Origin of the sequence: Dolichospermum sp. LEGE 00246 (assembly GCF_015207865.1) — a bacterium.
GTDB lineage: Bacteria > Cyanobacteriota > Cyanobacteriia > Cyanobacteriales > Nostocaceae > Dolichospermum > Dolichospermum heterosporum.
In genome coordinates this window covers 1-16,796 of the sequence record NZ_JADEWA010000065.1, presented here as the reverse complement: position 1 = coordinate 16,796, position 16,796 = coordinate 1, and the positions used below count along the sequence as shown (strand labels likewise).

The following is a 16,796-nucleotide window of genomic DNA, read 5'->3' as shown; positions in this document are numbered from 1 at the left end:
GGAGATATAGATATAGATAAATCTTTAATAATAGGTTTAACAGAAATTCTAAACTCTTCTGCAAAATCCACAGCTATTTTTGTGATTTTTTCTTCTAGTCTATCTACCAAGACTAGATTATAATTATTATGAGCAAAAATACGAGCTAATTGATAACCGATACCATTAGCTGCACCCGTTATCAGAACTGTTCCCTGACGTTTTATGTTCATTTTAAGAAAGATGAGTTAGCTGGAGTTAGCATTGATAAATTGTGCCAACACCCTTACATTATAACAAATAAAAATTAAGCTGCATATAATAAGATTTCCAGAATAATTGACCGCAGATAAACGCAAATGAACGCGGATAAATACGGATAAATTCTGGATTTCATAATTATATGCAGCTTAACCAAAAATTGATATTAAGCAAGACTTAAGAAACCAGTTTGTACTAGGTAAGATGTGTAAGTCATCAACAATTGAGAATCAATGGGAGGACAAACAATGGAACTGCCTTTGAGTGCTTCTAGAGTTGCTTCACAACTGATAATTGGTCTTCTTGCTTGTAAATACAAATCAGGAATGGTGATTTGTTCATCAGACCAACGTTCTAGTAAAAATGGTCGCAAAGTATATAATGGATTGTCTTGAGAAGTGACATTATTAATTAACTCTGCTTGCCATTCTTCATAGGGAATCATCTTCAGTGAAAATCCAAAAGAACGCACCCAATCAACTAAAGATTTTAAAGAAGCAGGTTGAGGATGTTGTAAATGGAAAGCTTTACCTACAGATGTTTCTTGTCGAGAAAGATAAACAACAGATTTGCTCACATAATCAACAGGAGACATATCCAACATATAATCTACATCAGGGAAAGAACCCATTTGCAGACAACCTTTAATCATCAAATTGATGAAATCATGGGTATTACAAATCCCGGTTTGGCTATCTCCAGAAATTAAAGGAGGTCTATGAATAGTAATAGGTAATCCTCGACTACCAGCAATTTTTACTAATTTTTCTGCCACCCATTTAGTTTGGGAATAACCGAGGAAAATACCTTCCCAATCATGAAAATCATCATCTTCTTTAACTAACTTACCAGCATAAGCACTGGATTCAAAAACAGCCACACTAGAAACATAATGCAATGGCTTAACTTTAGTTTGACAAGCCAAACGCAAAACTTCTTGTGTACCCAAAACATTCGCTGTTTTTAATGCTGAGTAAGGATAAACATAATTCAGTAAAGCTGCACTATGATAAATAGCATCAATATTAGCAGCTAGATTTTGAAATTGTTCTGCATTAATTCCTAAATGTGGCTGTGCTAAATCCCCAATAATGGGAATAATTCTGCCACTATAATGATCTTGCCAAATGCCATATTGTTGCAAATTATTTGCTAATTTGCTTTTACCTGCTTCTACATTATCAGCACGGACTAAACAATAAAGATTTGCGTCCGATACTTCTAGTAATTCCTTGATAATAAAAGCCCCTAAATAACCTGTTCCCCCGGTTAAAAAGATGTTTTTAGGGTTAGTAACAGAAACAGCAGTGCCTATGGGTTGAATAGTGGGGTCTAGAACAGCTTCCGCAGCCAAATCTAGAAGAGGAGGAGCAAAACTAACAGGGGAATTTGTTCCAGAACCTGCATCTTGTAGCTGAGAACCATTACTAGATTCTTCTGACAATCGTTGGGAAAGTGCCGCAATATTAGGATAATGCCAAAGTAAAATAGGAGAAGGTTTAAAACCTAGTAATTCCTCTAATTTACTAATGATCATCATGGCTTGAGCAGAATCCAAACCATAATTTTCTAAGTTTTCATCAACATCAATTTCTGCGGTTTCAACTCCGACAACTTCCGCGAGATGGGAAACTAGAAATGATTGAATACTTTCAGAAGTACAAGACTGTTTTAAACTCATTTTTACTTCTCCAATGTAGAAGGAATTGGTTGATATTGACTGTAATAAGTAGGCATTTGTAAACCCTGCATTTTTAAACTGTGACTACGATATAAAAATGCTGTCCCCCTCATAATTTGGTCAGCAACATCAACAACATGACGCTGATTATATTCTGACAAATATGAACCACGCACCCAGTCATTGAAACCACCCATAGCTGGACCACACCATATTTGATAATCAACTTCCCGACCCTTTTCACCAGTGCTAGACCACCGAGAAGATAATCCTAAATACCAACGAAAGATCACAGCCATTTTCAATTTAGGATTATTAACAGCTTTACCCAATTTTTCAGGATTTTTTTGGGATAAATATGCCGCTGCACCTTCCCAAACTTCCGCAAGACTTTTCCGAAAAATTTGTTTTTCTAGCTTCTCTTTTTCTGCTGAGGGAATCTGTTCAATAGAGTCGTAAGTGCGATACAATTCATATAGTTTTTGCGCTCGCATGGGAAACATTGTCCCCCGTTTGAGAACTTGTAATTTGACTCCCATTTCAAACATATCGGCTGCGGGAGCCATTGTCATATCTGCCATTTCTGCTTGTGCTAACAACTTTTTAGTATGTTCACAAGCACCAGATTCCACACAAGATTGATTAATTGAACCAGTCATTATATAAGCAGCACCCATCATAAAACCAGCTAAAGCTGCTTCTGGTGTACCAATGCCTCCAGCAACTCCAACTCTAATCGGAACTGAGTAATTATATTGCCCTTGAATCTCATCTCTGAGGGCAACAATTGATGGTAATAAACATACTAAAGGACGATTATCTGTATGCCCACCAGAATCAGCCTCAACGGTAATATCATCAGCCATTGGCACTTGTCTAGCCAAATTAGCTTGCAATTCGGTAATTAGTCCTTGCTGAAGTAATTCTTTGAGAATTCGTTCCGGTGCTGGTTGTAAAAATTTAGTGGCAACTTCTCGACGGGAAACTTTAGCTATTACCTTATTTCGGATATCAATTTGATTAGCTGCATTTAATCTTAACCCAGCAACTCGATAATAAACGATATTAGGAGTTAAGTCTAAAAATGCTGATGCCTCTACAGTTCTGATACCATATTTCAGATATAAATCTACAGCGCGGCGTTCAATAGCTGGTTCGTTAGGACTGTGAATTAAATTGAAAGCATAAGGACCATTAGGTAACGCTCCTTGAATAGTATTAATCGCAGTTTCTAAGCGTTCTGGAAGTAAACCACCTGCACCAAAAGAACTTAAAATTTTCTCTTTTCCGAGGGCAATTACCATTTCTTCGGAAGCAATACCCCCAGCCATTGCTCCGGTCATATAGGCATATTTTACACCATAAGCAGCGAGAAAACTAGGGTCACCAAGTTGTTGTAAACGCAGGGGAGGGAGTGATATTAAAAGTTCTGCTTGTCCAGATAAAGCATTATCAGCAGATGATAAATATCCATCATTAGTAGCACCGATTTTCCCAGCTATTTTAATAATATAACAAGGTTTATCTGATGTTAATAGTTTATCTTTGATGGCACTTTTTTCAAAGCTAACACAATCTAATGAACCTTTCCAAATTTGGTTTTGGTGATTACAACTGAAAAAACCTAGTCCATTATCATGTTTATTTAGTACCGTCTCGATTGTTGTCACGGTAATTATTCCTCAATTTATAAGTAAAGGATGTGAAATCGAGAATTTAGCTCACGCAGAGGCGCAGAGGCGCAGAGAAAGAACATTACATCTCAGTGTAATTTTCAGTCCATTTCTGAACACAGTTCAGTTAAGCATTTTTTCTTCCCTCTGTGTCCTCTGTGCCTCTGTGGTTAGTTAAAAAAGAGTTTTACACTTAACACTAAGTGAATTATTTCTCTTCCTTGAGTAAGTTTTGAGCGCAAGCTAGTTGCAATTGAATAATTTCGCTCATTTGCTGACTAAAATCCTGTCTAGCTGCTAAGAAGTTTGTGTGAGTTTTAGTTAATTTGGCAGTATTGTTACTCAAGTTTTGATACTGAGCTTTTTTTAAATCATTCATGCTAATTTTTTCACCAGATTCTTGATTTATGTTTGGCTTTAAGATTTTTGTTGACTCAAAGAATTTTAGTTTCTTTGACAATTCCAAACCGTTCTCCATGATCGTTTTTATGGTATTTTTTTGTAGCTTTGGTTGGGGTTTGGGGTAAATCTCTGTGGGTGCTATTTTCTCGGATGTCTGTAGAGAATTAATGATTTTATACTCTGGCTGAGTAGAAATTGTTTGCTTTTGGTTATTAGCAAAAATTTGGCGATTTTCTGCATTTAAAATTGCAGCAGTCATGGAACTACCACCTAATGTAACTTTCCTCAGTGCAGCTTTTTTTTGTTGGGTATTTTCTGAGGATAGGTTATATAAAGGAGCTAGATTCAACTTGACTTGATGACTTAATAGTTTTGCTAATGCTTTAATTAGGGAACTATGGTCATCTGTACCGCGTCGGTTTAGGGATACGGTAAGATGTTCTTGATTAGCTAAATTTTTATCTATCCAGCGTGAACAAATACCACCAGCGCCGGCTTCAATAAATATTTTTGCCCCGTCACCATAAACACGATTAACTAAGTAGGGAAAGTCGAGTTGTTGACATAACCCTGTAGCAATATTGTGAGCAATTTCTTGGCTATCAAGTTCAATTGATTGATATTCAGCCGCAGAATAAAACTTAATTCCGGGTATTTTTTGCGCTGGTATAGTGTATAATTTTTCCAATTCTTGAGATTCTGATTGCATTGCTTGACAATGAATTACATGATCAAAAGGAGCAGGAAAGGAATTACAACCCAGGGTTTTAATTACTCGTTCACACGCGGCTGGTTCTCCGGCAATTAATACTTCTTCTGCTGTATTAATCTGTGTCAAATAAACGTGAGTTTCATTTTTTAAACATTCTCTAACTTGCGCTGGACTAGCCATGAGAACGTAGTTAGCCCATAACTTATTTTCTGGAACTATGTCATTTTTTGGTAGTCCCCAATACTCACGGACAGCATTTTTAGGACCAGATAATCTGTCTCCAAATAAAGCTGATGAATTAAATGTGTGACTGACTTCATAAAAATTACTCCATACTCCTTGAGCAACCATCATGCTAGTTTCACCTAAGCTATATCCGAAAATATATTTAGGTTTAATTTGGAAATCCTCGGTAATAATTGTGGAGATTAATCTGGTAAAAAGCACTTCTGCTTCAAACATTGCCAGAGAATCATCTAACAATTTTTTTTCTAGAATTTCTAATTGTCGAGTTGACAATTTACTCAAACTTCTCGGAAATACCAATTTTTCCACATCCGCAGCCCGTTCGTCAAGACTTTTGATAATCACATCATCTAAGACTTTAGGAAATAACCGGAAAAGACTCCGACCAATACCCAGGTAAGTATTAACAGCAGCGGGATAAACAAAGGCAATTTCTCCATCTTTACCCAGGGGTTTGGGTGTGAAATAACTACCTATGGGAGTTTGCCAATCTTTACCATTTGCAAAGGCATTATTTACACCTTTTTTCGCGGAATTAATTTCTTTAATTAATTCTTTTTGGTTGCGTCCAGTTAGGGAAAGTGTATATTTGCTGTCAGAGTTTTGTTGAAATTTAACAAAGGTTTGACTCGCAATATTTTTGAGAGAATCAGCATTTTCAATTGTTACCTGCAAATGATCCAAGGCTGCTAATAAGCTAGATTGATCATCTGCGGCAATGGGTAATAAATGCAAAGGTCTGGATTCTAAATATTTGCTAGTGCGTTCTGGTTGTTGGGTTTCTTCTGATAAGATGATATGGGCAAAAGAACCGTCGCAACCAATACTATTAATCGCAGAAATTCGAGATTTGACTTCTTTTTGCAAAAACCAGGGTCTTGATTCTGTGGCAACATAGAAAGGACTACCTTCCCATACTTGCGGTGTTTTCACACCAGACCAATTAGGAGTTCCGGGAATATATCTGTGATAAATACTCAGTGCAGTTTTAATTAAACTGGCAATTCCAGAGGCAACGAAGGTATGACCAATATTAGATTTAACGCTACCTATAGCGCAGTGTAAACCATCTCCTACTGAGGGATAAGCTTGAAGGATACCATTAATTTCGGCTTCGTCTTCTGCGGGGATACCACTAGCGCAGACTTCTAAGTAATTAACTTTTGTGGGTTCAATGCCGGCTTGTTGAAAAGCTTGTTGACATACTTGAGTAATGGTATGGCTATCTACAGCCATTGAGGAAGATTGACCAATGCTAATACCATCAATTACTGCATAGATACGTTGATTATTTGCTAACGCTGTATCATGACGTTTAAGAACAACTGCACCTGCACCTTCTCCCACATTCCAACCATTAGCTTTTTCGTCAAAACTTAAGGTATTGACTCCTGTATTAATTTTGCCAAATTGACTTCGCAATAAGACATTTTCTACACCCCCTGCTAAGTCAACAGCACCCACAACTACAGCATCTACTTCATGGGTATCTAGGAGCATTTGCGCTAATTCTAAGGCTTTGAAAGCGGCTGTTTCGACGGCGCTAATCGTAAAGGATGGACCAGAGAAATTCCATAAGGAGGAAATCCGACTAGCCATAATATTAGTAACGTGACTGAGATATTCACTAAGTTCAACTTGATTGTGAATACTATCTTGAACTATGCCTTCTAATTGATTGATCTTTTCTGGTGATAAAACAATTTCTGCACCATTTAAACCATCTTTAATTTGCCAAGGTAAATTCCATCTTTGCTGGAGTTGGTGTACAGATAATTCTGTATCTGCGGCAATAATTACCGCTACGTTGCTATTAGGTAAAATTCCCGCATCTTTGAGGGCGTGGTCAGCAACTCTTAATAATAAAAGTTGTTGAGAGTTGATTTTTTCAACTTCATTAGGAGGAATTTTGTACGCTAAAGTATCAACTTCAAAATTATCAATATACGCTCCTTGGGGGACTTTTCCAGCTTCTAACCCATACTCTCGCAGTAAAGTTTCTTGTTCATTAATACCATGCCATCTTGATTCTGGCAGAGGAATAAAATGCTGTTTTCCATCGTAAATGCTGCTCTCAAAGGCATCTAATTCTTGACATTCTCCAAAAAAGGCATCCATGCCCACAATTGCCATTTTTGCAGTCTTATGTTGCTGAATATTCATTTGCTTACTTCCCCTGTTCTAGAATAATATGAGAGTTTGTTCCACCAAAACCAAATGCACTTAAAGCTACTCTTTTAGTTCCTTGACTTGGCCATTTAGTCGGAGTTCTGACAATGTTTTGTGGAGAGATAACATTATTTTCAGAACCTATGGGTTGAGTCACATGAATAGTTGGAGGAATAACGCCATGAGACATACTTAAAATTGTCTTGGTTATACCTACCATGCCGGCAGCAACTAGTAAATGACCAACATTTGTTTTTGTTGAGCCTACTAATGGTGCTGCTTTATATGGACTAAAAAAGCCTTCAATTGAGTTACATTCGGTGGTATCTCCCAATAGAGTACCGGTGGCATGGCACTCTAAATAATCAATAGTTTGGGGGTTAAGTTTAGCTTCTGAATAAGCTCTTTGATATGCCAGAGTTTGCCCTTGAGGATTAGGACTGAGGAGATGTTTTCCTTTACCATCATTAGATAGTCCATTACCACAAATTGTTGCCAGAATCTTGTCACCATCTCTAACAGCATCACTATATCTTTTGAGCATTACCATTCCTGTGCCTTCGGAGGTAATTAACCCGCGTGATAACTTATCTAGTGGACGACTAATGCCATTATCTGGATATCCTTGAATACCGGAAAATAACATTCTCACAAATAATGGATCTGCACAACTAATTGCACCAGCTAACATCAAATCAGTTTTGCCAGATTGCAAATAATGAGATGCTAATTTAATGGCATAAAATGATGATGAACAAGCAGCATCTATACAGAAATGAGTTGCAGATAAAGAAAAGGCTTGGGAAACTATAGCAGCGGGTAAACCAGAAACCATAGCATTGTATGGAGAGACTTTTTTAGAGATTGATAAACCGCCTAAACGAAAGTCTTTTTCCTGTAATAGTTCACTAATTGCAGGTTGAATATTTTGCTGATAAATAGGAGCAAATAGACTATTGGAAGCTTTGGTAGGAAATCCTAAAGTTCCTAAGACTACGCCACATTTTGCAAGTGCAGTTTGATTTCCCAGATAGCCACTTTGAACAATAGCTTGTTTAGCGGCGTATAATGACCATTTAAAGGTATTATCTAAGCTTTCCAGAAATGCCGGAGGTAAGTTATACTCATTAACATCAAATTTAAAGTCGCGGATAAATCCACCCTTTTGAAAGTAGAACTTTTCCGGTTTACCTTTATTTGGATCGTAGAATATAGCGGGATCTATTCCCAAATCCGCTACACTTATAGATGATGTGGAATCCTTTTCTGCTGTGAGATTCTGCCAAAATTCTTCAGGATTATTAGCATCGGGAAATAGGCAAGATAACCCGATAATAGCGATTTTTTCCACTTTTGAAATCCTCATTGGGGGATGAGGGAAAGAGATATTGTTTACTCTGTTCCCTATGTTATTTAGGATTTACGCGATTCCCCAATGTTTATGGATTTATGGACGCAGGAAGATAATTAAGAGAAATGAACCACAAAGGTACGAAGAACACGAAGAAGGAAGAGAAGAAGAAGGAAGAAAGAAGACAATAGAAAATTATATTTCTCTAGGACTTACTCTCTGCGACTCTGCGACTCTGCGTGAAATAAATTCATATTCACCAAAAACAAAAGTCGTATGTTTCTATTGTTTATTTAACATTTTCATTGGCCAAATTACTGCTTTTGCTTCTAGGATTCGTGAATAGATTTTGCCTTGATGATCATGAATAATGAAGTTGACTGTTGCACCTGTATCGGTTTTGGCGATGATTTCACAGGAGACGTAAAAGGGGACGTTAAATGGTACTGCTAAAAATTGTTCACAGTATGTTAATTGTCCGGGTAAACAAACTTCTTTATGGATGTAATTTAACCATAACCATAATGTTTGGGTACTCAAATCAATTATGTAAGGGTTGTGCCAATTGACGGGAAATTGTCCTTGTTCTTTGGCTGTGATTTCTTGCCAACAACATTCGGCTGTGAGTTTTTTGGGACTAATATTTAAAACTTTGGTAATTTTCTGGAATGCTGGTCCATGAAATAGGGATAAGTCACCATTTTGATAAAACTCTCTGGCTGTATCAGTGACTATATTATCTTCTCTGAGATCCATTTCTTGATAAATGGGTGCTTCTGGCATATTTTTTACCAGTCTTATCAAAGAACTAAAGTGATAATGAGTTTTACCTTCGGGGGTTTTGCTCAATATTTTGGTTTGAAATTCAACAAAATCGCCATCAACTTTAGCAACTTCTTTGAGTTCTAGAATATGTTCGTTTGCTAGGGTAGAATTAAAGGTGATTCCTTTGAGAACTTTAAAATCTTGGCAACTCAAATATCTATAACCTGGATAGATTTCTTCACAGCCATTAACCATCCATGATTTAGCACAGGTTGCTGGTAAAACGGGTGAATCTGCAATTGTATGATCGTGCAGAAAGGGGTTTTCTGCTAATATCATTTTTCTGCGAATCCGATAGCTGCGAAGTTCTGAAATTAAAGGAGCAGGTGATAGTTTCATGGGACTGCCAATCACTACTTGAGAATCATTAGTATAGGCAGGATGTAGTTCATTAACTAACATTTGTGTACCAACTTCTACGGGAATAATACTAATTCCTCGTTCTGTAAATGCCTTTTTTAATTGTGGTGTCACCATGCCACTATCCCAACCACCCCAGTTAATTGCGACTACATGACAATTGGGGTTATATTGTTTCATTAAGTGGGCTGATTTACTGAGAATTTCGTTAGCGATCGCATAATCACTTTGACCAATATTACCATAAAATCCAGTCACGGACGAAAACAATACTAAATGTTGTAATTGCTGAGGATTAACACAATTGAGGAGATTTTCTAAACCCTGAACTTTAGCAGTATAAACTTTCTCAAAATCATCTTCTGTCTTTTTTTCAATTAACTTATCGGCTAAGTTACCAGCACCGTGAATAATGCCAGTAATTTGACCAACTTTATCAGAAACTTCTTGTAACTTAGCTTGCAGATTTACAGTATCGGTGACATCAACACTGATATATTCAGCCGTTCCTCCTGTCGCTTCAATAGCTGCTAAAGTCCTCTTAATTTCCCGACTAGAATTAATTTGATTAAATATCTTTTGTACCATCATGGGTGTTGGTTTCTCACCTTGAGAAATCAAATTTTCCATAATGCGCTTTTTCAAAGCAGAATCTTCCAAACAATCACGAACATATTCGGGTTCTGTGATAATTTCCGAACGACCTAAAAGAATAAACTTACAACGTTGTTGTTGAGCTAACTTAATAGTACATTGAGCAGTGATTCCCTTCGCGCCACCACTGACAACAAAAACAGAAGATGGACTAACTTGAACAGTTGCAATCATAACTATGATTTATGAGATTTATTTGATTAATATGTCGGAACTATGGTTTGTGGGATTTGTTTGATGAAAATGTCGGAACTATGATTTGTGGGATCTGTTTGATAAAGATGATTAATTGATTGATAAATAAACAAGTAACTCAATCAAAAAAATCAAAGAAATCAAAAAAATCATAGTTTAGACATTGACTAATCAAACAAATCACAGTTTAGACATTACTCACTCTTTGCCACCAACGTTACTCGTCCTTGATCACCATAACCAACCTCGGCAATATAGCAATTAGAATCGTGCAATTCAGCCACAATATATTGGGCAGATTCATGAGGATCTAAAGTCGGATTGAGGTCAATTGCGCGGAAGAATACCTGTGGCCATTCCCAGCGCAAACTTTTTGTTAAACCAAACAAACCGGCACTAATTGCACTAAAATTACCTTGATGTCCTAAGCCAAATTCACCGTCAAGATGGGCAACTGTGCAAAAACTGGTTCTTCCTGCTAAAGATGCGGCATTATTCAAAGTTGCTTTCAGATGTTTAGCCATTAAAAACACTTGTTTAAGAATTGCCTTTTCTGCTTCTGGATAGGAAATATGTCCAGGTTTTTCCGGTGTAAATTGAGGATGTAGGTGAACAAATGCCCCAATCGCTCCGTGTTTAGTAGTCACACTTTGCAATAATAATTGCAGATGTTGTTCACTCATATTTGCCAATGTGACGCGGGTAACACCTGCTGGTAATGGCAATTGTTCGGGAACTAAGGATTGGGGGAAACTCAAAACTACTACTTTCCAACCTTGTTCTATCAGTGCGTGGACTACTTTGCTAGTAGTTAAAGAACCATCATCAGTAATTAAACCAATGTGTCCTTCGGGTAACTGCGCTTCTAAAAAATCTGGTCTGGGTAAGGTTTTAAGTTGAGCGGGACGACGGGGAAGATTAGGGTCTACGATGGGGGGTGGGGTGAGAGAATCCAGGAGAGGGCGCAGTCCCTGCGCCCCTACGCTGGTGGTTGTTACCGGGTTAACATCAATGTGCGGCTTTTTTTTTTCACCTCCCACCAGTGATTGGAGGTAGTTAACGATTTGCCCGATTGTCCGGAGGTCGCCTAATTCTTCTATATTGGGTTTGGGTAAGTCAGGATACGCTTCCTGCATTGCTCCGAGTATTTCTACCCGTTTGATGGAATCTATCCCTAAGTCGGCTTCCATGTCCATGTCCAGTTCTAGCATTTCGACTGGATAACCTGTTTTTTCACTGGTGATGTTTAACAGGGTTTGTCCTAAATCTGCGTATTCGTTGCTGGGGACTGGGGACTGGGGAATGGAAACTGGTTCTGGTATTACTTCTTCTGTAACCTGTTTTGCTTCTACTTCCTCTATTACCTCTAAACTGTCACCTGTCACCTTTAACCTGTCACCTGTTCCCTGTCCTTGCAGATATTCGACAACTTGACCAATGGTACGTTTTTCTGCCAGTTCTTCCAGGTTGGGTTTAGGCAAGTTGGGATATAATTCCTGCAATCCTCCCAGAATTTCTACTCGTTTAATGGAGTCAATTCCTAAGTCCGCTTCCATATCCATATCGAGTTCTAGCATTTCAATAGGATAACCAGTTTTCTCGCTGGTAATGCTTAAGAGGTTGTTAGCTAGATCATCCAGATTTAAGTTGCTGGTTACAGGTGTGGGTTCTGGGATAAATGCAACTGGGGACTGGGGAATAATAATTGGTTCAGGTTCAATGACCGGTGCTGCAATTACAGGTTCTGCAATTTGAACTTTTGGCTCAATTACTGGTAATGGTTGAGGGGGAATAATGGTGGCTGTGGGAGGGACAGGTGCTATTTCTTGGGTGTCAGAAATAAGTTGAGAATATTCTTCTTGAATGAGTTGGAAAAAGTGTTTGGTATATTCTATCTGTTCCCGCAGATATTGTTCATGAATACGGAGGGTTTCACCTTGTTGGGAATGAAACTGAATCATACTCCGCTCTAAGCTTTCCATGATTACTTGCTTAATTTGAGCGGCTTCGGCGGAGGATTTAGCATTAGCAAATAAGGTGTTTTGCTGCTGCATTAGTTGGAAGAAGGTTTTGGCGTATTCTATTTGATGGTTGAGATAGGTGCTGTGAACTTCTAAATTCTCGCTTTGGTTGTGCTGGAACTGGCTCAGAAGTTGTTCTAAGCTGGTGAGAATTTGTTGGCAATTTATAAGTTTATCTGGTGTTTGCATCTTCTCGCTGGATTGGGGCGCGAACAGTTCTGGACTGGATTGTTTTTGAATGGTTGCAGTGGTAGTCATCTGATGCTGTAGCTGGAACTGGGTTTCAATGAGGGGTTGTTTTTTGTGTCCGTTACCGTTACCGTTATGTTCGTTGGTTGGAGCAATTTTGGTAATTACAGGGGTTTCTATTTCGGAAATATTGGGTGTGATTTCGGAAATATTGGGCGCGGGACCCGCGCCCCTACTGATTTTGTGTCCGTCCTGTAAGGCTTCTTTGAAGGCGTTTTTGGTTTTGTCGGAAATGTAGTTGATGCCAGTTAATTTGACGCTGAGGGTCTTTTTGGTGGCAATGGGGGGAAGTATGGCAGGGAGTTTGTAGGGGTCAAGATTGCCCAAATTCATGCCAATGACGCGCAATTGGACGGCTGCTTCTCGGAGGGAGCGATCGCTGTTTTTGGAGGCACTGGGATTAAGAGATATGGTAAGATGGGGGCGATCGCCTAACGTATCTTTTACCAAGTTACTTAAAACCCGTTTAGGTCCAAATTCTACAAAGCAATAACCACCAGCCCCATAGATATTTTCAATCTCTTGTTTAAACAACACAGAACTAGCCAAATGGCTTTCTAAGTTCTTTTGAATCGCCGCTGCATTTTGCGGATAATGTTTACCAGTGACATTACTAAAAACCGGAATTTGCGGACTTTGGAAAGTTACCGACTTAGTCGCAATAGCAAAAGACTTTTGTGCGAAAGCAATCAACGGAGTATGGAAAGCCGCAGACACAGGCAATAAAACCGCACTGTATCCTAATTTTTGGCAAGCAGCTTGGATTTTCTCAATTTCCAGCTTTGGACCTGCTAAAACAATTTGGGTAGGAGAATTAAAATTAGCAATACTTACTTTCGGAAACTGCTTCAGCAGCGGTTCAATCTTGCTGATATCTTCCTTCACCGCTAACATACTACCAGCATCATGATCTGGGTCTTTGGGTGCAGCCATAGCCTGTCCTCTAGCCTTCACTAAGAACAAATAATCAGCCTCACTCAACACTCCAGCCGCCCACAAAGCCGTTAATTCCCCAAAACTATGTCCAGCGGTGAAATCTGCCTTAAAACCAGCCTGTTGCAAAATTCCATACAAACCAGCACTAAACACCCCAATTGCCGGCTGGGCATATTCCGTTCTTTGCAAAGTCGCAACTTGGGCTTTTTTCTCAACTTCATCAAAAGTAGAACGAGGGAAAACCACCTCAGAAACCGGTTGCAAATTACCCTGCTTGAACAGATGATCCATCTTCCCATACAACTGTCGCAAGCTAGGGAAATTCATCACCGCTTCTCGTCCCATTTCCAAGTATTGAGAACCTTGTCCAGAGAATAAAGCGACAACCTTTCCAGCCAAATCCATACCAGCAGAACGGTAATAAATACCTTGAGGATGTTCCCAAGAAATTGCATCAGGCTTACTTTTTAATAAACCAATACCAACTTCTAGCAACTTACAAGCCTCTTGTAAATTCTCAGATACAAACCCAATTCTGAGTGCAGTTTTGGGAATAGCTAAAGATTGACAATCTAACAATAATTGAGAATAATATCTTTCCCCATCATTAGCTTGCAAATTATTTAAAGTCGCTTCTAACTTGCTAATTAATTCCGCGTGAGTAGCACCAAACAACAGCACCTCACCCGCAGCACCATGTAAACGATAAGAAATTTGTTGTTCCGGTTCGTATTCTTCTAAAACAACATGGTAATTTGTACCACCAAAACCAAAGGCACTCACACCCGCACGTCGAGGAGTTTCACCTTCTGCCTTAATCCAAGGTCTAGTTTGAGTATTCAGATAAAAGGAAGAATTTTCAATATCTAATTTAGGATTTGGTTCAGTAATATTGATCGTTGCTGGTAATACTTTATGATGCAATGCTAGGGCAGTTTTAATTAAACTAGCAGTACCAGCAGCGGCTTTTGTATGCCCAATTTGCGACTTCACACTCCCCAAAGCAATATGTTGTTTTTGGGTGTCATATTTACCAAAGAAATCCTGTAAAGAACTAAATTCTATCGGATCTCCAGCCATTGTTCCTGTACCATGTGCCTCCATTAAACCCACAGTAGCCGGAGAAAAACCAGCATCATCATAAGCCCGTTCTAAAGCTTTAACTTGTCCTTCTTTTCTAGGGGCATAAATACTCTTGTAACGACCATCGCTAGAAGTACCAATTCCCTTAATCACTGCATAGACTTTATCCCCATCTTTTTGGGCATCTTCTAGGCGTTTGAGGAGAATCATCCCAATACCTTCACCTAACATCATGCCATCGGATTTAGCATCAAATGGTTTCACGTTATCGCTAGGAGTAACCGCCGGAGTTTTGCTGAAGGAAATGTAAGCCATGATCGTGTTATCGGTGTCTACCCCACCGGTTAACATCATATTGCTACGATGTTCAACTAATTCACTAATGGCCATTTTTAATGCCCCAAAGGAACTAGCACAGGCAGCATCAACTACACAGTTTGTACCACCAAAATTGAGACGGTTAGCAATTCTGCCAGCAACCACATTTGCTAACATTCCAGGGAAAGCATTTTCATCCCATTTCACATAAGCAGATTTGATTTTATCAACGATTTTTTTAGTATCTTCGTCAGATAAACCACTGCTTTTCAGCACTTTCTCCCAAATCGGATATTCTAATCTGGCAGCTAATGGCATTCCCAATTGTTTGCCCATAGCCACACCCAAAATCACGCCAATATTTTCGCGGCTAAATTCACGGGAGTCGCCATAACCAGCATCTTCCATTGTTTCTTTAGCAACTACCAAACTTAATAGTTGCGAAACATCTGTAACTTCTAAAATACTGGGGGGAATCCCAAATTCCATCGGATTAAAATCAACTTCAGGAATAAAACCACCACGTTTACAATAAGTTTTATCTTCTGCTGTTCTCGGATTAGGATCATAGTAATCTTCTACACTCCAATGGCTAGAAGGAACATCCGTAATACAGTCAATTTTATTAACAATATTTTGCCAGTAATCCCTTAATGTTCTCGACTGAGGCATTAAAGAAGCCATGCCAATAATAGCTATAGGAGTTGTGTGCAGTTTTCTATTAATTTCATTCGTTGACATGGAATTTATCGAATTTTCTAAGTTTCCTGAATTCATTTTTCCTTCCTCTATAAACTTCAGCACAGCCTGTTCAAAACTATTAATTTGGGCTTCTAATTCCGTCAAAGAACTTTTTATTGTGTCTATCTTTTGAGGGGGGCAAGACATAGGACATAGACTAATTTTGAGTACCGTGAATTGTGCAGCAGACTATTAACAGATAGTTATCCAATCTGCATTCGTTCGCGCCGCAGGTAAGTTTAAATGCTTGACTTGACAAAATTTTGAGTATTTTTTGGATATTTTTCCACAATTTTAGAACCTTGTATTCGTGAATAAATACTAAAAAATACTCAACTTGTGAAAATGAGATCCAGTCAGCAAATTGTAAAGTCTGTAGGGGCGCAGGGACTGTGCCCTCGATTATATTGCACCAAGCGTGATTACCGCTATAAAAAGTGTCAATTACATTGTGTTAATAACTGGCAAAAGGACATACTTAAACTGAAGTGGTTTTATCTCGTATTCATTCAATGTTTTACCTATTGGATAACAACGTTGTGTATGTTGATATAGAAATTGCCAATTTTGAAAGTCCAGGATAACCTATTTTAGATGATTAGACTGATCAAAGCTGCCAAAATCGTTACAAAAATAATAAACACTCTGTGGAGAATTTTGTGAATAGTGAAAAAATACTTAAACAGGTTTTCAATCATCTAGCAGTTGCTAACTTAGTGAGATCCAAAACCCCGGTTTATTAAGGGATAGGTTTTGTTTCTTTAGGCAATCCTACTGTAAAAAACTGCATGGATTTTAGTATTTTTTCCGTTAATGGAAATCAAATCAACAATTTATCTTTCATCTATAAATGTTGAATTAATAAAAAGACTAGCACAATTTATAAAAACGAAATAGTTCATTTTTGCTAATTTTTGGGAGAAAATATTTGTCAAATTAC

At 38.3% G+C, this 16,796-nt stretch carries 7 protein-coding genes; all 7 read right to left on the bottom strand.

What is annotated here, in order from left to right; genetic code table 11:
• A partial coding sequence (locus IQ228_RS07040; RefSeq protein ID WP_193962505.1) for an SDR family NAD(P)-dependent oxidoreductase occupies positions 1-212 on the bottom strand: 212 nt, incomplete at its 3' end.
• Between the two features lie 194 nt (positions 213-406).
• Entirely contained in the window at positions 407-1,921 is a 1,515-nt protein-coding gene (locus IQ228_RS07035) for a thioester reductase domain-containing protein (protein ID WP_193962504.1), read from the bottom strand.
• Positions 1,922-1,923: 2 nt separating this feature from the next.
• Positions 1,924-3,591: a PfaD family polyunsaturated fatty acid/polyketide biosynthesis protein gene (locus tag IQ228_RS07030; protein ID WP_193962503.1), complete on the bottom strand. Its 1,668-nt coding sequence runs from the start codon at positions 3,589-3,591 to the stop codon at positions 1,924-1,926.
• A gap of 211 nt (positions 3,592-3,802) precedes the next feature.
• Positions 3,803-7,117, bottom strand: a complete 3,315-nt coding sequence (locus tag IQ228_RS07025; protein WP_193962502.1) for a type I polyketide synthase — start codon at positions 7,115-7,117, stop codon at positions 3,803-3,805.
• 4 nt (positions 7,118-7,121) lie between these two features.
• Positions 7,122-8,474: a polyketide synthase gene (locus IQ228_RS07020; RefSeq protein ID WP_193962501.1), complete on the bottom strand. Its 1,353-nt coding sequence runs from the start codon at positions 8,472-8,474 to the stop codon at positions 7,122-7,124.
• Positions 8,475-8,756: 282 nt separating this feature from the next.
• Positions 8,757-10,487 (bottom strand): SDR family NAD(P)-dependent oxidoreductase, encoded by a 1,731-nt coding sequence (locus IQ228_RS07015; RefSeq protein ID WP_027403730.1) that lies wholly within the window; start codon positions 10,485-10,487, stop codon positions 8,757-8,759.
• 215 nt (positions 10,488-10,702) lie between these two features.
• Positions 10,703-16,003, bottom strand: a complete 5,301-nt coding sequence (locus IQ228_RS07010; RefSeq protein WP_193962500.1) for a type I polyketide synthase — start codon at positions 16,001-16,003, stop codon at positions 10,703-10,705.
• Positions 16,004-16,796: the final 793 nt, after the last annotated feature.